14 protein-coding genes are annotated in these 20,112 nt (G+C 72.5%); 7 read left to right on the top strand and 7 right to left on the bottom strand.

All coding sequences use genetic code 11. The features are described 5' to 3' along the window. Positions 1-62 precede the first annotated feature (62 nt). Complete coding sequence (locus tag ACIQU3_RS14840) at positions 63-431, top strand: MerR family transcriptional regulator (RefSeq protein WP_403925352.1); 369 nt, start codon at positions 63-65, stop codon at positions 429-431. A 109-nt stretch (positions 432-540) separates the two neighbouring features. On the opposite strand, the gene mfd is transcribed toward ACIQU3_RS14840, so the two are convergent. The 3 genes from mfd to ACIQU3_RS14825 all read right to left on the bottom strand — a co-directional run bounded on the left by mfd (position 541) and on the right by ACIQU3_RS14825 (position 7,751). Further along, complete coding sequence (gene mfd, locus ACIQU3_RS14835; RefSeq protein WP_403733121.1) at positions 541-4,098, bottom strand: transcription-repair coupling factor; 3,558 nt, start codon at positions 4,096-4,098, stop codon at positions 541-543. A 288-nt stretch (positions 4,099-4,386) separates the two neighbouring features. Next, on the bottom strand, positions 4,387-6,966 hold the full coding sequence (locus ACIQU3_RS14830; protein ID WP_403733118.1) for an ABC transporter permease: 2,580 nt from the start codon (positions 6,964-6,966) through the stop codon (positions 4,387-4,389). After that, positions 6,963-7,751: an ABC transporter ATP-binding protein gene (locus tag ACIQU3_RS14825; protein ID WP_403733113.1), complete on the bottom strand. Its 789-nt coding sequence runs from the start codon at positions 7,749-7,751 to the stop codon at positions 6,963-6,965. The genes ACIQU3_RS14830 and ACIQU3_RS14825 overlap by 4 nt, the downstream gene beginning before the upstream one ends. Positions 7,752-8,220: 469 nt before the next feature. On the opposite strand from ACIQU3_RS14825, the gene ACIQU3_RS14820 reads away from it, so the two are divergent. The 4 genes from ACIQU3_RS14820 to ACIQU3_RS14805 all read left to right on the top strand — a co-directional run bounded on the left by ACIQU3_RS14820 (position 8,221) and on the right by ACIQU3_RS14805 (position 12,544). Next, positions 8,221-9,714, top strand: coding sequence for an MFS transporter (locus ACIQU3_RS14820; RefSeq protein ID WP_403925235.1), 1,494 nt, complete (start codon positions 8,221-8,223; stop codon positions 9,712-9,714). Positions 9,715-9,734: 20 nt separating this feature from the next. Further along, positions 9,735-10,244: a GNAT family N-acetyltransferase gene (locus tag ACIQU3_RS14815; protein WP_403925232.1), complete on the top strand. Its 510-nt coding sequence runs from the start codon at positions 9,735-9,737 to the stop codon at positions 10,242-10,244. A gap of 240 nt (positions 10,245-10,484) precedes the next feature. Continuing rightward, positions 10,485-10,934, top strand: coding sequence for a DUF485 domain-containing protein (locus ACIQU3_RS14810; protein WP_403733104.1), 450 nt, complete (start codon positions 10,485-10,487; stop codon positions 10,932-10,934). Beyond that, a complete protein-coding gene (locus ACIQU3_RS14805; RefSeq protein WP_403733101.1) occupies positions 10,931-12,544 on the top strand; it encodes a cation acetate symporter in 1,614 nt (537 codons plus the stop codon). Before ACIQU3_RS14810 ends, ACIQU3_RS14805 begins: the two co-directional genes overlap by 4 nt. 186 nt (positions 12,545-12,730) lie before the next feature. On the opposite strand, the gene ACIQU3_RS14800 is transcribed toward ACIQU3_RS14805, so the two are convergent. From ACIQU3_RS14800 to ACIQU3_RS14785, 4 genes are all read right to left on the bottom strand, one after another. Then, on the bottom strand, positions 12,731-13,618 hold the full coding sequence (locus tag ACIQU3_RS14800) for a cellulose-binding protein (RefSeq protein WP_403733098.1): 888 nt from the start codon (positions 13,616-13,618) through the stop codon (positions 12,731-12,733). 141 nt (positions 13,619-13,759) lie between these two features. After that, on the bottom strand, positions 13,760-14,221 hold the full coding sequence (locus ACIQU3_RS14795; RefSeq protein ID WP_366712670.1) for a carboxymuconolactone decarboxylase family protein: 462 nt from the start codon (positions 14,219-14,221) through the stop codon (positions 13,760-13,762). Positions 14,222-14,404: 183 nt separating this feature from the next. Continuing rightward, the gene (locus tag ACIQU3_RS14790; RefSeq protein WP_403925230.1) at positions 14,405-17,380 is read right to left on the bottom strand and encodes an SUKH-4 family immunity protein; all 2,976 of its coding nucleotides are present in this window, start codon (positions 17,378-17,380) and stop codon (positions 14,405-14,407) included. Positions 17,381-17,388: 8 nt separating this feature from the next. Next, positions 17,389-18,393 carry an SMI1/KNR4 family protein gene (locus ACIQU3_RS14785; protein ID WP_403733092.1) on the bottom strand — a complete coding sequence of 335 codons (1,005 nt, stop codon included), beginning with the start codon at positions 18,391-18,393 and terminating at the stop codon, positions 17,389-17,391. Between the two features lie 373 nt (positions 18,394-18,766). Here ACIQU3_RS14785 and ACIQU3_RS14780 point away from each other — a divergent pair, with 373 nt between their 5' ends. Both ACIQU3_RS14780 and ACIQU3_RS14775 read left to right on the top strand, forming a co-directional pair. Beyond that, a complete protein-coding gene (locus ACIQU3_RS14780; protein WP_403733089.1) occupies positions 18,767-19,411 on the top strand; it encodes a YwqJ-related putative deaminase in 645 nt (214 codons plus the stop codon). Positions 19,412-19,507: 96 nt separating this feature from the next. Beyond that, positions 19,508-20,002: an SUKH-3 domain-containing protein gene (locus ACIQU3_RS14775; RefSeq protein ID WP_403733086.1), complete on the top strand. Its 495-nt coding sequence runs from the start codon at positions 19,508-19,510 to the stop codon at positions 20,000-20,002. Positions 20,003-20,112: the final 110 nt, after the last annotated feature.

The following is a 20,112-nucleotide window of genomic DNA, read 5'->3' as shown; positions in this document are numbered from 1 at the left end:
GACTGACGCGCATGGCAGAACCTCGCAGGGCGGCACCTCGTACGCACAGGCCGGCAGCTCGCATGCGGATCGGCGAACTCGCCGAGGCGACCGGCACGTCACCTCGCGCCCTGCGCCACTACGAGCAGGCGGGCCTCATCGCCTCCGAACGGGCCGCGAACGGCTATCGCCTGTACGACGCCGGTGCCGCCGTGCGGGTCCGCAACATCCGGCAGCTGCTCGACGTGGGGCTGACGCTGGAGGACGCGAGGGTGTTCCTGCCGTGTCTGGACGGTGACGTCACGGCGGGGCCCGCCTCCGGGAAGGGTTTGCGGGTGGCCGCGGACCGTCTCGCGGTGCTGGAGGCCCGTATCGCGGCGCAGGCCTCGGTCCGCGACCGGCTCGCGGAAGCCTTGCGCCGGGCCGGCGGCGCACACCCGTACGACCGGTGACCTGACGGCGGCTCAGCGCAACCGGGGGCGCCGGTAATGCCCCCGACCCGCCGCCCCGGCGACCGGGTGGCGACGCCGTCCCGTCACCGGGCGCGCCGCCGCCCCGGCGTCACGACCCCAGTACCGACGTCAGGAACTCCCCCACCCACGCCAGCAGTTCCCGTCCGACGAGCGGCTTGCCGCCCACCTTCGCGGTCTTCGGGCGCGGCACCAGCACCTGGTGGACCGCCGGCTTGATGACCGCGCCGGGGTAGAGCCGCTTGAGCCGCAGCTCCTGCGACTCGCGCAACTCGACGGGGGCGAAGCGGATGTTGTTGCCCTGCAGCACGATCTCGCCGACTCCGCACGCGCGCGCGAACATCCGCAGACCGGCGACGAGCAGCAGGTTCTCCACCGGCTCGGGCAGCTTGCCGTAGCGGTCGACGAGTTCCTCGCGGACGGCCTTGATGTCCTCCTCCGAGTTGGCGGAGGCGATGGCCCGGTACGCCTGGAGGCGCAGGCGCTCGCCCGGCGCGTAGTCGTGCGGGACGTGCGCGTCGACGGGCAGCTCGATCTTCACCTCGAGCGGCGGCTCCTCCTCGATCTCACCGGTCTCCAGCTGGCGTCGGTAGTCCGCGACCGCCTCGCCGACCATCCGCACGTACAGGTCGAAACCGACGCCCGCGATGTGACCGGACTGCTCGCCGCCGAGGAGGTTGCCCGCGCCGCGGATCTCCAGGTCCTTCATCGCCACGTACATGCCGGCGCCCATCTCGGTGTGCTGGGCGATGGTCGCGAGCCGCTCGTGCGCGGTCTCCGTCAGCGGCTTCTCCGGCGGGTACAGGAAGTAGGCGTAGCCGCGCTCACGGCCGCGGCCCACCCGGCCGCGCAGCTGGTGGAGCTGGCTGAGCCCGAAGTTGTCACCGCGCTCCACGATCAGGGTGTTGGCGTTGGAGATGTCGATGCCGGACTCCACGATCGTCGTGGACACCAGCACGTCGAACCTCTTCTCCCAGAAGTCGACGACGACCTGCTCCAGCGCCTGTTCCGACATCTGGCCGTGGGCGGTGGCGATGCGCGCCTCGGGGACGATCTCGCGCAGCCGGGCCGCCGCGCGGTCGATCGACTCGACCCGGTTGTGGATGTAGAAGACCTGGCCCTCGCGCAGCAGCTCACGGCGGATCGCGGCGCCGATCTGCTTCTCCTCGTAGGGGCCGACGAAGGTGAGCACCGGGTGGCGCTCCTCCGGCGGGGTGGTGATCGTCGACATCTCGCGGATGCCGGTGACCGCCATCTCCAGGGTCCTGGGGATGGGCGTCGCGGACATCGTCAGTACGTCGACGTTCGCGCGGAGCTTCTTCAGCTGCTCCTTGTGCTCGACGCCGAAGCGCTGCTCCTCGTCGACGATGACCAGGCCCAGGTCCTTGAACTTCGTCTCGGACGAGAACAGGCGGTGCGTGCCGATGACGATGTCGACCGAGCCCTCGCGCAGGCCCTCCAGGACCGCCTTGGCCTCGGTGTCGGTCTGGAAGCGGGACAGCGCCTTCACGTTCACCGGGAACTGTGCGTAGCGCTCGCTGAACGTCCCGAAATGCTGCTGCACCAGCAGGGTGGTGGGCACCAGGACGGCCACCTGCTTGCCGTCCTGGACGGCCTTGAAGGCGGCGCGGACCGCGATCTCGGTCTTGCCGTAGCCGACGTCGCCGCAGATCAGGCGGTCCATCGGGACCGTCTTCTCCATGTCCTCCTTGACCTCGGCGATGGTGGTGAGCTGGTCGGGCGTCTCCGCGTAGGGGAAGGCGTCCTCCAGCTCGCGCTGCCAGGGGGTGTCCGCGCCGAAGGCGTGCCCGGGGGCGGCCATGCGCGCGCTGTACAGCCTGATGAGGTCGGCGGCGATCTCCTTGACGGCCTTCTTCGCGCGGGCCTTGGTCTTCGTCCAGTCGGCGCCGCCGAGACGGTGCAGGGTAGGGGCCTCGCCACCGACGTACTTGGTGATCTGCTCCAGCTGGTCGGTGGGGATGTAGAGGCGGTCGCCGGGCTGGCCGCGCTTGGCGGGGGCGTACTCGACGACCAGGTACTCGCGGGTGGCGCCCTGCACGGTGCGCTGCACCATCTCGATGTAGCGGCCCACGCCGTGCTGCTCGTGGACGATGTAGTCGCCCGGCTCCAGGGTGAGCGGGTCGATGGTCTTGCGGCGGCGGGCGGGCATGCGGGCGCCCTCGCGGCCGGACGCCTTCTGGCCCGACAGGTCCGTCTCGGTCAGGACGGCGAGCCCGAGGGCGGGGTCGACGAAGCCGTGGTCGATCGAGCCGCACGCCACGTGCACGACGGACGGGGAGATCTCGGCGAGGTCGGAGTCGAGGCGGGCCGCGATGCCCTCACCGCCCAGCACCTCGACCGTACGGGCCGCGGGGCCGTGCCCCTCGGTGACGAACACCGCGCGCCAGCCGTCGGCGAGCCAGCCCTTGGTGTCGGCGAGGGCCTTGGCGGTGTCGCCGCGGTAGGTCTCCGGGGCGTGCATGCCCAGCTTGAGGGTGTCCCCGGCGGCGTCGGCGCCGTAGCTCTCGGTGAGCTCCTCGTCCGCGGCGAACGGCGAGACCGACCACCACATCATGTCCAGCTCGCGGGCCCGGTCCCGGACGTCCGCGATGGACCACAGGGAGGCGGCGCCGACGTCGATGGGCGCCTCGCCGCCGCCGGCGGTGGCCGCCCAGGATGCCTGGAGGAACTCCTGCGAGGTGGCCACGAGGTCCGACGCGCGCGCGCGGACCCGCTCCGGGTCGCAGACGACGGCCATGGCGCCCTTGGGCAGCACGTCGAGCAGCAGTTCCATGTCGTCCACGAGGACCGGTGCGAGGGACTCCATGCCCTCGACGGCGATGCCCTCGGCGATCTTGCCGAGCAGTTCACCGAGCTCGGGGTGCTGTTCGGCCAGGGCGGCCGCGCGGGTACGGACGTCCTCGGTGAGCAGCAGCTCGCGGCAGGGCGGCGCCCACAGGCCGTGCTCGGCGACCTCGAGGGAGCGCTGGTCGGCGACCTTGAAGTAGCGGATCTCCTCGACGTCGTCGCCCCAGAACTCCACGCGCAGGGGGTGTTCCTCGGTGGGCGGGAACACGTCGAGGATGCCGCCGCGCACGGCGAACTCGCCGCGTTTCTCGACGAGCTCCACGCGCGCGTAGGCGGCTGCGGCGAGGGCTTCGACGATCTCGTTGAGGTCGGTGGTCTGCCCGGTTCTCAGGGAGACCGGCTCGAGGTCCCCGAGGCCCTTGACCTGCGGCTGGAGCACGGACCTGACGGGTGCGACGACGACGGAGACCGGGCCGGTCTCGGGGTCGTCGGGCCGCGGGTGGGACAGGCGGCGCAGCACGGCCAGGCGGCGGCCGACGGTGTCGCTGCGGGGGCTCAGCCGCTCGTGCGGGAGCGTCTCCCAGGACGGGTACTCCACGACCCCCTCGGGCGGCAGGAGGGAGCGCAGGGCGGCGGCCAGGTCCTCCGCCTCACGGCCCGTCGCCGTGACCGCCAGCACCGGGCGGCCGGTGTCCCGGGCCAGGGCGGCGACCGCGAAGGGCCGGGCGGCAGGGGGGCCGACCAGGTCGACGTGCATGCGGTTGCCGTCTGCGGCCGCCCTGATCGCTTCGGCGAGGGCGGCGTCCTTGACTACGGCGTCGAGCAGACCGTGCAGGCTCATTCGGGGCTTTTTCCGTCCAGGGAGGTGGGCAACACCACGGGCCCGACGCGCGCCGCGGGCCGGGGGGTCTCCAGCGTACGTCGCTGCGCGGCTCGGCGTCGGGGCCGGTGGATGACGCACCCGGCTGTGAGGTGATCGGCATGGCCGCAAGGCCCCCGGGGGCTCGGTCGGACAGCAAGCCGGGCTCGCGGGCCGTTGAAACGCCCGGCGCCGGGCAGCCCTGGACTGGACTCCCCGGCGCCGGGTTCCCCCGCAACCCCCGTGTGCGGTGGTTCTCGGTATGTGCCGCTACTCCGTCGCGATGGCGTTGAGGACGTTCATCCGGCCCGCCCGGAACGCCGGGACCAGGGCCGCGAACAGGCCCACGAACGCCGAGCCGATGAAGACCCCGATGATCGTCGGCCAGGGGATGTCCAGGACTCCCAGGCCCTCCAGGGCGAGCAGCTGCTGCGCGGTGGCGCCCCAGCCCATGCCCAGTCCGAGGCCCAGCAGGGCGCCGAAGAGGGCGATGACGACGGACTCCATGCGGATCATGCGGCGCAGCTGGCGGCGGGAGAGGCCGATCGCCCGCATCAGGCCGATCTCCCTGGTGCGCTCCACCACCGACAGGGCCAGGGTGTTCACCACACCGAGGATGGCGACGATGATCGCCAGGGCCAGCAGGCCGTAGATCATGTTGAGCAGCTGGCCGATCTGGTCCTTCAGGGCGTCCTTGTAGTCGGTCTGGTCGCGCACGACGTACTGCGGGTAGTCGTGCAGCGCCGACTTCAGGGACTTGTACGCGGCGTCCTGCTGCCCCTCCTTGGCGCTGGCGAAGACCAGCGAGTCCAGCGGCATCCTGTCGGCCGGGACGTACTTGGCCATCGTCGAGATGGACGTGTACATCGCGCCCGCGTCGATCACGACGTCGCTGCTGGTGATCGCCCGCACGGTCAGTTCGGCCGCGGAGCCGTCCTTGAAGGCGACCTTGATCTTGGACCCGAGGGTGATGCCGTGGTCCTCGGCGAACTTCTCGTGGACCGACATCGAGTCGGGTTTGTAAGCGTCGGGGAGCTTGCCGGCGACGGTCTCGGTGCGCAGGTCGGTCGCGTACGACGGGTCGGCCGCGGTGATCGACGTGTCCTTGAGCGTCTTGCCGTCGGGGGTGGTGAAGTCGGCCCTGCCCAGCTTGTACTCGGTGACCCGCTCGACGTCCGGCGCCGACTTGGCGGCCTTGACCGCCTGCGGGGTGATCAACTGGCCGCGGTCGTGCTGGATGATGAAGTCCGTGCCGACGGTCTTGTCGAGCTGGTCGGTGGCGGAGGCCACCATGGAGGAGCCGACCACGGACAGGCAGGCCACCAGGGCGAGGCCGATCATCAGGGCTGCGCCCGTCGCCCCGGTCCGGCGCGGGTTGCGCAGGGCGTTGCGCTCGGCCATGCGGCCCACGGGGCCGAACATGCGCAGCAGGACAGCGCCCAGGACGCGGACCACGGCGCCGGCGAGCAGCGGGCCGATGACGACGAAGCCGATCAGCGTCAGCACCACACCGAGGCCGAGCCACATCGAGCCCTCTTTGGCCTTGTCGGCCGCGGCCGCGAGGTACAGGGCGAAGCCGCCGGTGCCGGTGAGGACGGTGCCGATGGCGGCCCGGATCCAGCCGGCCTTGGCGTCCGAGGGGGCTCCCGCGTCGCGCAGGGCGGCCATCGGGGAGATCTTGCCGGCGCGCCGGGCCGGCAGGTAGGCGGCCAGGACGGTGACGACCACGCCGAGGACGAGGCCGACCACCGGGGTCGTCCAGGCCACGGTCAGGTCGTCGGTGGACAGTTCCATGCCCACCGTGCCCATGACCTTCATCAGGCCGACGGCGAGGCCGACGCCCGCGGCGACGCCGAGCACCGAGCCGACGACGCCGAGCAGCAGCGCCTCGGCCAGGACGGAGCGGTTGACCTGCTTGCGGGAGGAGCCGATGGCCCGCATCAGGCCGATCTCGCGGGTGCGCTGGGCGACCAGCATGGAGAAGGTGTTGATGATCAGGAAGATGCCGACCAGGAAGGCGACCCCGGCGAAGCCGAGCATCGCGTACTTCATGACGTTCATGAAGCTCGCGACATCCTTCTGGTTGGCGTCGGCGGTCTCCTTGGCCGTCTTCACCTGGAAGCCGGCGCCGAGTTCGGCTGTGACGTTCTTCTTCAGCTGTGCGTCGCTGACGCCGGCGGCCGCGGTGACGTTGACGTTGGTGTAGACGTCGTTCTCGCCGACCAGGGCCTGCTGGGCGGTCCTGGTGTCGAGGTAGAAGATCGCGGCGCCGGGGTTGGTGACGGTGAAGTCGGCGATGCCGGAGACCTTCGCCTCGTGCGTGCCGACCGCGCTGATCACGCCGATCTCGTCGCCGAGCTTCAGGTCGTGCTTGTCGGCGGTGTCGGCGTCGACCATGATCTGTTCGGGGCCCGTGGGCGCCACACCGGAGGTGATCTTCATGGTGCGGGCGTCGGTGTCGTTCCAGTTGCCCACGATGGTCGGGGCTCCGCTGGAGGGCGACAGGTTCTCCTTGTCGCCGTCGACGACGGTCACGGAGGTGGAGAACACCGTGCCCTCGGCCGACTTCACGCCCTGCGTCTTGCGGACCTCGCCCAGCACGGAGGCCGGCATGACCGGCGGCTTGCCGTTGTCGGCGGTGGTCTCACCGGTGTCGGAGGCGCCCTTGGCGCTCACTGTCACGTCGGAGGAGGTGGCCGCGAAGAGCTTGTCGAACGTGGTCGACATGGTGTCCGTGAAGACGAGCGTGCCGCAGACGAAGGCGACCGACAGCAGAACGGCGATCGCGGAGAGCGCCATCCGTCCCTTGTGCGCGAAGAAGTTGCGCATCGAGGTCTTCAGGACGGTCATGACGTGCGCCCCCGGGCGTCGAAGTCCTTCATGCGGTCGAGTACGGCGTCCGCGGTCGGCTTGTACATCTCGTCGACGATGCGGCCGTCGGCGAGGTACAGCACCCGGTCCGCGTAACTGGCCGCCACCGGGTCGTGGGTGACCATCACGATGGTCTGGCCCAGCTCGTCGACGGACCGGCGCAGGAAGCCCAGGACCTCGGCGCCGGCGCGGGAGTCGAGGTTTCCGGTCGGCTCGTCCCCGAAGATGATCTCGGGCCGGGCGGCGAGGGCCCGGGCCACGGCGACGCGCTGCTGCTGGCCACCGGACAGCTGGGTGGGCCGGTGCTTGAGGCGTTCGGCGAGTCCGACCGTCTCCACGACCCGTGCCAGCCACTGCTTGTCCGGCTTGCGGCCCGCGATGTCCATGGGCAGCGTGATGTTCTCGATCGCGTTCAGCGTCGGCAGCAGGTTGAACGCCTGGAAGATGAATCCGATCCGGTCCCGGCGCAGCTGCGTGAGCTTCTTGTCCTTCAGACCGGTGATCTCGGTGTCGTCCAGGTAGATCTGGCCGCCCGTCACGGTGTCGAGGCCGGCCAGGCAGTGCATGAGGGTGGACTTGCCGGACCCCGAAGGGCCCATGATCGCGGTGAACTGGCCACGTGCGATGTCCACGTCGACGTGATCGAGGGCGACGACACGGGTCTCACCGGACCCGTACGCCTTCACGACCTGCCGAGCCCGCGCGGCAACGGCCGTACGCCCTCCAGTACCCCCGTGCCTGGGAATGGTCACAGCCGAAGTCACGGTATGTCTCCTATATCGGTCGGCAGATGGTGAAGACGGTCGCCCGGTCGGCAGCCGCCGTGTGCGGTGCCGGATCAGCAATCCGTCCGACGTGTGTCAGTCTCCCGGCGGGGAGGGGTCCATCGCCCTGGTGTGCAGCGCAGTCTTTTCCTGTGGAAAACCCCACCCCCGCCGGTGTTCGCACCGCCCCCCGGCGGCGTAAAGCCAGGTTAAGGACGGCGCCCTGGCCGTCTCGTCCTCCGTCGGTACGAACCCTCCCCAGGTCGTAGTACGGAGGTACCCCTAGGGGCACTCCGCCGATGGGTGGAGACAGTCTCAGGGTTCGCTCCCCCCGGCGGCCGACTCAGGCTCCACCCTCCCGTCGCGTCAAGGTCAAGTGGCAAGCTGTCCGCGGCAGGTAGGTGCAAGGGGCAGGCATACGACGGGACCCGTGGCGCGGGCGCGGCCGGGGCCGGGGGGAGGCACCGGGGTGGGCAGTACCCGTTCCACGGCACGCGAGGCCGCACGTTCCGCCACGGCCGGCCGGCGCGGAGCCGTCGTCGCGGCACTGATGCTGTCGATGGCGCTGGCGGCGCTCGACGCGACCATCGTGTCGACCGCCGTTCCGCAGATCGTCGGGGACCTCGGCGGTTTCTCCGTCTTCTCCTGGCTGTTCTCCGGCTATCTGCTGACCGTGACCGTCACCCTGCCGGTGTACGGCAAGCTCTCCGACACCTTCGGCCGCAAACCGGTTCTCCTGACGGGCTCGGTGCTGTTCCTGCTCGGCTCGCTGCTGTGCGCGCTGGCCTGGAACATGGGGGCGCTCATCGCGTTCCGGGTCGTGCAGGGTCTGGGCGGCGGTGCGCTCCAGGGGACGGTGCAGACCCTCGCCGCGGACCTCTATCCGCTGAAGGACCGCCCCAGGATCCAGTCGAAGCTGTCGACGGTGTGGGCGGTGTCCGCGGTCGCCGGGCCGGGCCTCGGCGGAGTGCTCGCCGCGTATGCGGACTGGCGGTGGATCTTCCTGGTCAACCTGCCGATCGGCGCGGTCGCGTTGTGGCTGATCGTCCGTCACCTGCACGAGCCGGAGCGGGAGACCTCCGGGCACGCGCGCGTGGACTGGGCGGGCGCGCTCGCGGTGTTCGCCTGCGGCGGGGTGCTGCTCACGGCGCTGGTGCAGGGCGGGGTGGCGTGGCCGTGGCTGTCGGCGCCCTCCCTGGCGCTGTTCGGCGTGGGGCTCGCCCTGGTGGTGATCGTGGTGCTGGTGGAGCGCCGGGCGGCGGACCCGATCATCCCGGGCTGGGTGTGGCGGCGCCGTACGATCGCCGCGGTCAACCTGGCCCTGGGAGCGCTCGGCCTGCTGATGGTCGCACCGACGGTCTTCCTGCCCACGTACGCCCAGTCGGTGCTGGGGCTCGCGCCCGTGGCCGCCGGGTTCGTGCTGTCCGTCTGGACGTTGAGCTGGCCGGTGTCGGCGGCCCTGAGCCAGCACGTGTACCGCAGGATCGGTTTCCGCAACACGGCGATGCTGGGCATCGGCGCGGCCGCGCTGATCCTCTTCGCGTTCCCCTTCCTGCCCTACCCGGGGCAGGCGTGGCAGCCGACGCTGCTGATGCTGCTGCTCGGCGCCGCGCTGGGCCTGTTCCAGCTGCCGCTCATCATCGGAGTGCAGTCGACGGTGGGATGGGCGGAGCGCGGCACCACGACGGCGTCCGTGCTGTTCTGCCGCCAGACCGGCCAGACGGCCGGCGCGGCGGTGTTCGGCGCCGTCGCCAACGGGGTGCTGGCCGCGCGGCTCGGCGGCGCGGGGGACCTGGACTCGGTGACGCGGGCGCTCGACTCGGGCAGCGTGCCGGAGGCGACCCGGCGGGCCATCGCGGACGCGGTGCACTCGGTCTATCTGGGGGCGGCGTGCGCGGCGGCCCTGGCGTTCCTGGTGCTGCTGTTCCTCGCGCCCCGGAAATTCCCGGTGCTGCACGACTGAACATCCGTATCCTCGCGCCCATGGTCACTTTGGAGCCGCTGCGGGCGGAGCACGCGGAGGCGCTGCTGGCCTTCGAGCGGGAGAACCGGGCCTACTTCGCCCGCACGGTGCCGGACCGCGGGGACGCCTTCTTCACGGCGGCGGGGTTCGCCGCGCGCCTTCAGGCACTCCTCGACGAGCAGCACGCGCGCGTGTGCCGGTTCCACGTGGTCCTCGCGGAGGACGGTGAGCTGATCGGCCGCGTGAACCTGATGGACCTGGCGGACGGCAGCGCCGAACTCGGCTACCGCGTCGGCCGGCGGGCCGCCGGCCGGGGCGTGGCGACGGCAGCGGTCGCACAGGTGTGCCGACTGGCCGTCGCCGACTACGGCCTGACATCCCTGACCGCGGTCACGACCCTGGACAACACGGCGTCCATGAGGGTCCTGACCCGCAGCGGCTTCACCCGGGTGGAGAACACGACGGTGGACGGACAGCCGGGGGTCCGCTTCGAGCGCCGGCTGCTCGACGCCGCCCCCGACGGCCCCTAGGACCCAACCGGAGTGCCCGCGTCCGTGGCGTTGGTCCACCGCGCCCGATACGCCACGAGCTGCGGGAAGAACGAGTTAACGCGAGTAACACCCGAGGTCGGAAAGGTAAGCGCGTACCGACCGATCAGTTTGCCGAAACCCTCGCGCTGGACCCCTACTCCGAAGTAGCGTGCGTGGCTCCCGCCCCCCACCTCCCTGCGGCCCGCCGCACCGGAAACCACCCTCGCAAGGAGCACCGGGATGTCCTACGACCCGTCCCCGCCCCACCCGTTCCGACCACCCGATCCGCCCGCGCCCTACGACCCGTACACGTACGACACCTACCCCTGGGCACCGCAGGAGGCGTCCGAACCGGCAGGGCGGCGCCCCCAGCGGCACGCCGCACTGGGGCACCACAGCGACCTGCGGGTCCTGCGCAGCGCCTACCGCTGGCAGCGGCGCGTGGCCACACTCACGGCCCTCGGCTACTTCGTCCTCTTCCTGATCCTGTCGGCGTTCGCGCCGTCGTTCATGACGAGCAGCGTCACCGACGGCCTGCCCACCGGACTGCTCCTCGCGCTCGTCCAGGTGCCCGTGACCTGGCTGGCGATCGCCCTGTACGAGCAGACGGCCCGCCGCCGCGTCGACCCGATCGCGGACCGGATCCGCAGGCTGGCCGAGCTGGACGCGAAGCGGGAGGGCACCCCGTGACCACCGATTTCAGCGGCAACGCCCAGACGATGTCCCTGGTCGGCTTCTCCGCCGTCGCCACGGTCACGCTGTTGCTGTGCGTGATGACGGGCCCGGACCGGGACGACCTGGACGAGTTCTACACCGGCTACAGCTCCCTGTCGCCCATGCGCAACGGCCTCGCCATCGCCGGTGACTACATCTCCGCCGCGACCGTCCTCGGCACCGGCGGCGTCATCGCACTGTTCGGCTACGACGGTGTCGTACTGGCGCTGAGCACGGCGCTGTCGCTGATGCTCATGATGTTCCTGCTGGCCGAACCGCTGCGCAACGCGGGCCGGTTCACCATGGGCGACGCGCTGACCCGCCGGATGCCGGGACGTGCCGTGCGCATCGCGGCCTGCGCGGTGACCCTGGCGGCGCTGCTTCCGCTGATGCTGGTGCAGTTGGCGGGGACGGGGCAGCTGATGGCGTTCATCCTCGGCTTCTCCGGCGAGTCCCTGCAGACCGGCTGCATCATCGGCGTGGGCGTGCTGATGATCAGTTACGCGGCGATCGGCGGGATGAAGGGCACCGCCCTCATCCAGATCCTGAAGATCGTGATGCTGCTCGGCTCCGGCATGGTGGTCGCGGTGCTGATCCTTAACCGCTTCGACTGGGACCCGGGGGCGCTGTTCGGCGCGGCCGCCCGGAACAGCGGCGTGGGCTCGGCGTTCCTCTCCTCGGGCCTGCAGTTCTCCGGCGGCCCCAGCCCCGACCTGGACATGATCACCGCACAGCTGACGGTGGTCCTCGGCGGTGGCGTCCTGCCGCACGTCACCATGCGCATGTACACGGCCTCCAGCGCCCGGCAGGTGCGCCGCTCGATGTCCTGGGCGGTGTCGGGCGTGGCCCTGTTCGTGCTCGTCATCACGGTCGTCGGCTTCGGAGCGACCGCGCTGGTGGGGCGGGAACTGATCGCGCAGGTCGACCCGCAGGGCAACACGGCGTACCTGCTGGGCTCGCAGGCGGCGTTCGGCGCGGACGTGTCGTCGGCGGAGACGTTCCTTTTCACGACCGTCACGACAGCGGTCTTCCTCACCCTGCTCGCCTCCGTCGCCGGCATGATCCTGGCCTGCGCCAACTCCCTGGCACACGACGTGTTCGCGGCCCGGGTGCAGGAGATGTCTCCGCGCCGTGAGATGACCGTGGCGCGGCTGTCGGCCCTCGCCGTGGGTCTCCCCGCGGTGCTCCTGGCCACCCAGGTCCAGCACCGCAGCCTGCAACCGCTGGTGACGCTGTCCTTCTGCCTGGGCGCCTCGGCCATCGCGCCCGCGCTGGTCTACAGCCTGTTCTGGCGCCGCTACACGCGAACGGGCCTGCTCAGCACCCTCATCGGCGGCTCCCTGGCCGTCCTGCTGCTGATGCCGGGCACCAACCTGGTCTCCGGCTCCCCGGTCTCGGCCTTCCCCGAGGCCGACTTCAACTGGTTCCCGTTCACCACCACGGGCCTGCTCTCCATACCCCTGGGCTTCGCCTGCGGCTGGCTGGGCACGATCGCCTCCGGCCGGCGGAAGTCGGAGGAACAACGCCACCAGTACGAGGCGGTGGAGAGCTGGATCCTGGCGGGAGCGGCCCGCAGGGACCACTGACACGGACGGCACGGCGGCCACCACGGCCCGCCGTGCCACCGGCCGAACCGGCGCCCCGGACCGGGCAGCGCCTCCGTCGTCGGCGATGGTGGCGGTGGAGAATCAAGGTGACGGCCAAGTGACGGCCGACGGTCCGCCGAGGCACGCGCCCAGTCGCCGCGTCGGTGAGGACGGACAGCTGCGGCGTCACTCCGCCGCCACCCGGCCCGCCCAAGCCGTCAGGCTGTGGTGGACGTGGTCGATATGGGCCAGGGCGTCGTCGCGTTGCACGGCGTGTTCGCGCAGGAGCCGGTCGGTCTCCTCCTCGACGGTCTGCACGTGTTCACGGGCCCCGGCGACCAGTTCCGCCGCATGGGCCCGGGCCTCCTCCTCCAGGTCGCGGGCGGAGTCCTCCGCGTCGGCGAAGGCCTGCTCGGCCTCGGCCAGCGCGTCCCGGGCGCCCGACACCGCCTCCTCGTGGCGCGCGTCGAGCTCCGCCACCCGGGCGGCCTCCTCCCGTTCCGTCCGAGCCCACCGCTCGGCGCGCTCCCTGTCCTGCTCGGCCAGCATCCCGGAGGTGCGGTGCCGCATCTCCCGCAGCGCGGCCACGGCCTCCCCCCGCTCCTCCTGCGCCTCGCGACGGGCCGCGTCCCGGATCTCGTCGGCCTCGGCAGTGGCGGCGAGCAGCCGCTGCCGGGCCCGTTCCTCGGCGTCCGTGCGCAAGGCATCGGCATGCTCTCGGGCGGACTCGTGCACCCCGGCCGCGGACGCCCGCACCCCGTCGGCGAGTTGCCGCGCCTCCCGGCACGCCCCCTCCCGTACGGCAGCGGCCTCCTCCTCACCGAGTGCGAAGAGCCGCAGTGCCCGTTCCCCGAGGCACTCGTAGTGCTGCGGGGCCAGCCGGGCCACGGCCTCGCGCAGCCGCCCCAGTTCCTCGTCCATCTGCCGGGCCAGCACCGTCAGCCGGGCCGCCCTCTCCCAGGCCGCGTCCCGGTCCGCGGAGAGGGTCTCGGCGTACTGGTCGACCTGCTCGGGACGGTAGCCGCGTCCCCGCACGGCCGTGAAACCGTGCGGGGACACCGTCGCGCCGCTCATCCGGACCCCTCTCCACCACAGAACGTGAAGTCGCGCTAGAAACGGGATGATTTCGCGCACATCTTGGTGGATCCGACGGAAGTGTTCGTAACACGACACTCCGCACACGGGTCACGGGCCCCTGGCGGGGCCGTACGCCGGTCAGCCCCAGCTGGTGCCCGCGGGCTCCTGGATGGTCGTGTTGATGCGGTTGAACATGTTGGTGACCGCGACGGTGAGGATCAGCGCGGAGAGCTCCTTCTCGTCGAAGTGGTCGGCCACCTCGTCCCACAGCGCGTCCGGCACCGACTCCCCCGAGAGGTCGGACAGCCTCGTCATCGCCTCGGTCAGCTTCAGCGCGGCGCGCTCGGCGTCCGAGAAGAAGGGCGCGTGCCGCCAGGCCGCGACGGCCGCGATGCGCTCCTCACTCGCCCCGCCCTTGCGGAGGTTGGCGACGTGACCGTGCACGCACGCCCCGCAGCCGTTGATCTGGCTGGCGCGCAGCCCGACGATCTCCGCCACGTCCTGCGCCAGGCCGCCCTCCCCGATCGCCTGGAAGAGGGTGCCGATGCCCTTCATCGCGCCGGAAAGGACAAACGCCGGGTTCGTCATCCGTGCCTGCATGATCTCTGCCTCCTGGGTCCGCGGTGCGTCGCTGTCACTGCACTGACGGAACGGCGGGGAGAGATGTGACAGCCCGGCGCGAGGATTTCTCACCGCGGGCACGAAAGAGCCGGGCCCCGTCGCTCGCGCGACCGGACCCGGCTCCTTGCGGCGCATCGGCGGCACCGCCTCAGCGGCGACGCCTCACAGCAGCCCGTCCCACATCTGCTCCAGCAGGACCGACCACCAGCTCTCCGGCGACCCCAGCGCCGCCGGGTCGAGCGCGGCGAGCTGCGCCTGGAAGTCGACGGTCCAGCGGCCCGCCTGCTCCTGGTTCAGCCCGAACCGCAGCCGCCACATCCGCCCCAGCAGGGCGAGGCAGCGTGCGAACTCCGGCAGCCCGGTGTTCACGAACTGCGGCGGCACCGGCGCCCCGCCCGGCCCGGCCTCCACCGGCACGGCCACGATGTTCGCCGTGCCGTACTGCACGCAGATCGCCCTGCCGAAGTCACTGCCCATCACCAGATAGGAACCCGCGTCCGAGGCCGGCTGCACACCGCGCTCGGCCGCCAGCTCCGCCAGCGTCGGAACGGGCCGCCCCGGCTGGGCCTGCGCCCAGAAGAACGGGCCCATGTCCATCGGCAGTCCTGCCGCCACCAGCGTGTGCGCCACGATCGGCGGCACACCCTGCCGCGACACCGCGGCCTGCTCGAACCGGAACACCCCCGGCCCGAACGCGGCCCCCAGCTCCTGCCCGATGGCCTCCGGCGGGATCGGCGGCGCCATCTGCACCGGCGGCAGCGGAGCGCGCACCGGCGCCGGACGCGCCGGGCCGTCCGCCACCTGGTGCAACTCGCCCTGGTGGGCCAGCAGCTGCTGCATGCCCTGCTGCCGGCTCGCGTGGTCCGTACCGTACGGCGCGATGCTCGCGATCCGCGCCTGCGGCCACTGCTCCCGGATCATCCGCGCGCAGTACGCACCCGGCAGCTCGCACGACTCCAGCTCGGTGTGCAGCTCCAGCACCTGGTCCGGCGGCACGTTCATGGCCCGCAGCTCGTGGAAGATCTGCCACTCCGGGTGCGGCGTGCCCGGCGCCGAACGCCGGATCAGCTGCTGCTCGGAACCGTCCTGCGCGCGGTAGCGCAACACGGCCTGGTAGCCGGGACCGACGGTCGGCTGCCCGGTGGGCTGCTGCGGATACCCGTACGCGGGAGGCTGCCCGGGACCGGGCGGCGGCATCGCATTGGGGGGCACGGCACCCGGCGGCACACCGGGAGGCACCGCTCCCGGCATCCCGGGCGGCATCGGCTGCGCACCGGGCGTGCCAGGGGTGCCCGGTGCAGCACCCGGGGCGGCGGGTGGTGCGCCGGGGGCCTGCGGCGGCGGAGGCACGCCGGGGCCGCCCGCCGGGGGCGCGGCCAGCACGGTCTCCGCGTGGTGCACGGGCCCAGGACCGCCGGGAGCACCCGGCGCACCAGGAACACCCGGGGCACCCGGAGGCCGCGGACCGCCCGGCGCGTTGGGAGCACCCGGGCTCGGCGCACCCTGGGGGGCACCGGGCGCACCGGGAGGACCCGGCGGCTGCGGGGCACCCGGGCCCATGCGCCCGGGGTCGGCAAACATCGTGGCGGCGTGATGGACACCGCCGGGCGGCGTACCGCCCGGGGCACCCGGAGGCTGCGGCGCGCCCGGCGGACCGGGCGGATTGGGCGCACCCGGAGTACCGGGAGCACCCGGGCCCGCCTGCGGAGCACCCGGAGTGCCCGGAGCCCCCGGCGGCGGCGCGCCCGCTCCCGTGCCCGACGGGTCCCCGGCCCCGCCCGGACCGTCCGGCCCGAGCGCCGACACCATCTGCGTGGGCACGTACCCGCCCGCGGGAGTACCCGGCGCCCCGGGCCCCGACGGCGGCGGCGTACCGCCCCGCTGAGCACCGGGCGTCCCCGGGGCACCCGGAGGAGGCGGCGTGGAGGGGCCCGTCCCGCGGCGCCCGGGCGGCGGAGCCGCCTTGCTGGTCGCGGCGTCGGCGATGTCCCCGGCGCTGTGAGCGGCCCCCGGCCCGGCGGGCTGCGGCGCGGCGGCCGACGGCGTACTGCCCGGCGGCTGCGGATACCCGTACGGCTGCCCCCCGGACGCGGGCGGCGGCGTACTGCCCTGCGCCTGCGGATACCCGTACGGCTGCCCCCCGGGCGCCGGAGGCGGCGTACTGCCCTGCGGCACACCAGCGGGCGGCGTCCCGGGCACGGGCGGAGCGCCCGCCGGACCGGCCGGACTCCCCTGACCGGGGCCACCGGGCGCGGGCACCGGCGCCGGGCCCTGCGCGTTCGGGTCGTCCAACGCCGGCGACAGCGCCGTCGGCGGCAGCTGGCTGCCGCCCGACATCAGCGTCGTCTTGGCCTCGGGCATCGCCGAGGGCGGCGGAGTGTCGCCGTCGTCCCCGCTCAGCGGCGGCGCGAAGACCGTCGCCGGCAGCGGCACGGAACGGTCCTCGCCCGCGTCCGCGGTGGTGTCCGTACCGGCCCAGGGCGTCGCCCCCTCCGGCGCACCCGGCGCGGCCGGAGACCCGGACGCACCCGCGTCGGCCCCGGAGTCACCCCCGGCCGCCGGCCACGACGCACCACTGCCCGGCTCCGCGGGCACTCCCTGCGCGGGAGCCGCGGACGCACCACTGCCCGGCTCCGCGGGCGCCCCCGGTGCGGGAGCCGCCCCGCCACCGGCCGAGGCCCCGACCGCCGAAGGGGAACCAGCACCGGCAGCAGGGCCGGAGGAAGCAGCCCGCTCCTCGGCACCCGCACCCCGCCGGTCCGGAATCCCCAGCTTGTCCGCCGCGTCCTGCAACCACTCCGGCGGAGTCAGCAGGAACGACGTCTGGTTCAGATCCACCCGCGCGGCGGGCGCCGCCGCCGGCTCGTCCACCGCGTCCGGACGGCCGTACTCCTCCTCGTACCGGCGAATCACCTCGCCCACCGGCAAGCCGGGCCACAGCGTCGCCTCGCCGCTGTCCCGCGCGATCACCAGCCGCTGCGCGCCACCGTCCGACCGCGGCCCGTCCGCCCGGTCCTCGGCCCACACCACGAACCCGAGATCGAACTCCCGCACCCGCACCTCACGATGCTGGTACGACGGCACATCCCCGTTGATCCACTCTTCCGCGCGCTCCTGCGCCTGCGCGAAGGTCACCATCGCCGACCTCACTCCCCCACGGCCGAGGACGACACCGCACCCACCGGCACCACACGCGCGAACCCGCCGTCCACCATCAGGTTCGCCACCGTCTCCAACTCCGGCGGATTGCCCGCCAACCGCGACAGGAACACGTCGAAGTCGTCGCCGCACGGCAGCAGCAACCGCTCCACCCGCTCCGCCGGCGGCACCGAGGGATCCACGTCCCGCGCGTCGTCGTACGCGCAGAACCACACCGAGCCGATCCGCTCGCCCTTCACCTTCACGGCCAGCAACCCGCCCTGGACGAACGCGATCCCCAGATAGTCCTTGGTCAGATGGTCACGCAGACACTTGTTGACGTAGACGAGGTCGTTGACCGCCGCCTCGTCCCGCACCGTGAAGAACGGCTGATCGACCAGCAGCCCCAGCTCCGCGTCCAGCGCGGCACCCACCGGCGCGCAACCGCCCGCCGCCTTCAGGAACGACCGGTACGCACCCGGCAGCCGGTAGCCGAGGTCCTCCTCGACACCCTGCACCTGCGACTCGGTGACCGCGACCCCCGACTTCGGCAACCCGAAGTGCGCCGGACGCGTCTCCTGCAGCGGCCGCGTGCCCCGCTTCGCATGGTCCACGCCCGACGTCGCCACACCCCCGTGATGCCGCAGCAGCGCCTTCACCTCGACCGGGACCAGCTCCAGCCGCCGCGTACCGACCACGTGGTGCCACGTCCAGCCGTGCGGCGTCGCCACCGCCGGCACCGTGTCCCACAACTCGTGCCCCGACGACGACAGCGCCGTGTTCGCCGACACGTAGTCCGTCAGCCGCAACTCGTCGACACCGAAACCCTCCGGCGGCTCCGCGATCTCCGCGGCCGCCCGGGCGTACGCCGAGAAGTCGGGGTAACCATGCTCGTCGACCCGTACCCCTCTCGGGTGACGGGCCGCCCGCACCGGATCCGGGAAATGCACGACCTGCCCGGCGTAGGCCGCGTTCGGCGGCGCGGCTTGCTGCCCGAGCCGACCTGTCGTCATGGCGGTTGCCCCCTGCGGCACTCTGTACGACCCGTATTGGCCACCCTTGGCGCACTACGAACCGTATCGACTGTCACGTCTGTTTCGACTTCACTGCACTTCACCGCACGCGCCGACCCGAAGGATCCCCCTCCGGTTCACGGCATCGATCTCCGAACGGATCACCGCATCGCCCGCGGTGCCGACAGCCTATGCGGTGCGACGACACCGGTCACCGGCACCGGTCGGCGCCCCCTCCGCCTCCGTGACCAGCCGTCACCCCACCGTGACGACACAACCCGCTACGGGCGTGTCGCCGCGCCCCAGCTTCCGCACCAGCCACGGCATTTGGCAGTCTGTGACCCCGGGGGGATGCACGGAGGGGAAGACGATCATGAACGCGACGCAGACGGGACCACACACCGGCAGGTCCGCCGACCCACGAAACGGCGACCCCCGAGGCGGCAGCCGCGACACCGGCCCCGCAGCCGGCCACCCGCACGGCGACCCGCGCATCGGCGACCCCCGCGGCAGGGACCCGCACCACGCCGACCCCCGCAACGGCGACCCCCGCATCGGCTGGAGCACCACCGAAACCGCCCACGCCCCCACCCTGCTGCACCGCCGCGACGGCATCCTCCCCACCATCGCCGCCGCCCTCTCCGTCCGCGGCACCACCCTCACCGGCACCGCCGCCCGCGGCGACACACCCCCCGCCCTGCACCCCCTCGTCCAGGACTTCCTCGACACCCTCCCCAGCGCCCAGCGCGACCGCTGCACGGGCCGCTGCGCCGAAACGATCCTCATCTCCCGGCACATCGCCGCCGCGGACACCGCACGCAGCAAACGCGCCGCACGCAAACCCATGACCAACGGCGAAGCGCGCAAAGCCCTCAAGCAGGCCAAACTCACCACCCGACGCATCCGCGAGGACGGCGACCCCCTCCACGGCAGCTTCGCCACCCCCTGCCGCGCCTGCACCGCGCTCAGCGCCCACTTCGGCGTCCGGATAGTCGACCCGGCGTCCCAGAACACCTGACGCCCCCACCCCCACCACCACACCGCACAGCCGAACACCCGGCGTGCGCCCGCGCGCACCCGCCACCACCCATGACCTCGACGAGACGAAGGGCAGATGCACACCGACCGCACCTCAACCACCCGCTTCGCCGTACCCGTCGACGCCGCCCTGCGCGCCGCCGGCTGGCAACCCGGACGCTGGGACATCAAACAAGCCGAGATCTGGGCCGACGCCCTGCGCGACCACACCTCCCCCGCGGGACACCGCCACACCGTCTTCCCCGCAGCCGTCGAGGCCTGGGCCGAATTCGGCGGACTCCACATCACACCCACGGGCCCCGGCCGCCAGGTCGCCCCCGCCACCCTCCACCTCGACCCGCTGCACGGCCTCCACATGGCCCGCACCCTCGGCGACCTCGGCCGCGCCCTCGGCACAGACGTCTGCCCCCTCGGCGCCGAGACCGACAGCCAGGCCCTCCTCGCCATCGACACCGACGGCCGCGTCTACACCCTCGACCACACCGGCGACTGGTACCTCGGCCACGACATCGACCAGGCCCTCGCCACCCTCATCGCCGGCACCGCCCCCCACCGCCTCACCGCCGGCTGACCACCGGCCGGCGACACCCGACCACCGGCCGGGGTCGGCGGTCGGTCTGCGGTCGGTCGAAGTTCGGTCCGCGGTCGATCGGCGCTCGGTCGGCGGTCGGTCTGCGGTCG

It is taken from the genome of Streptomyces sp. NPDC101110, from assembly GCF_044759525.1.
Lineage (GTDB): Bacteria > Actinomycetota > Actinomycetes > Streptomycetales > Streptomycetaceae > Streptomyces.
The sequence above is the reverse complement of the archived record's forward strand: the minus strand, read 5'-3'. Positions and strand labels throughout refer to the sequence as shown.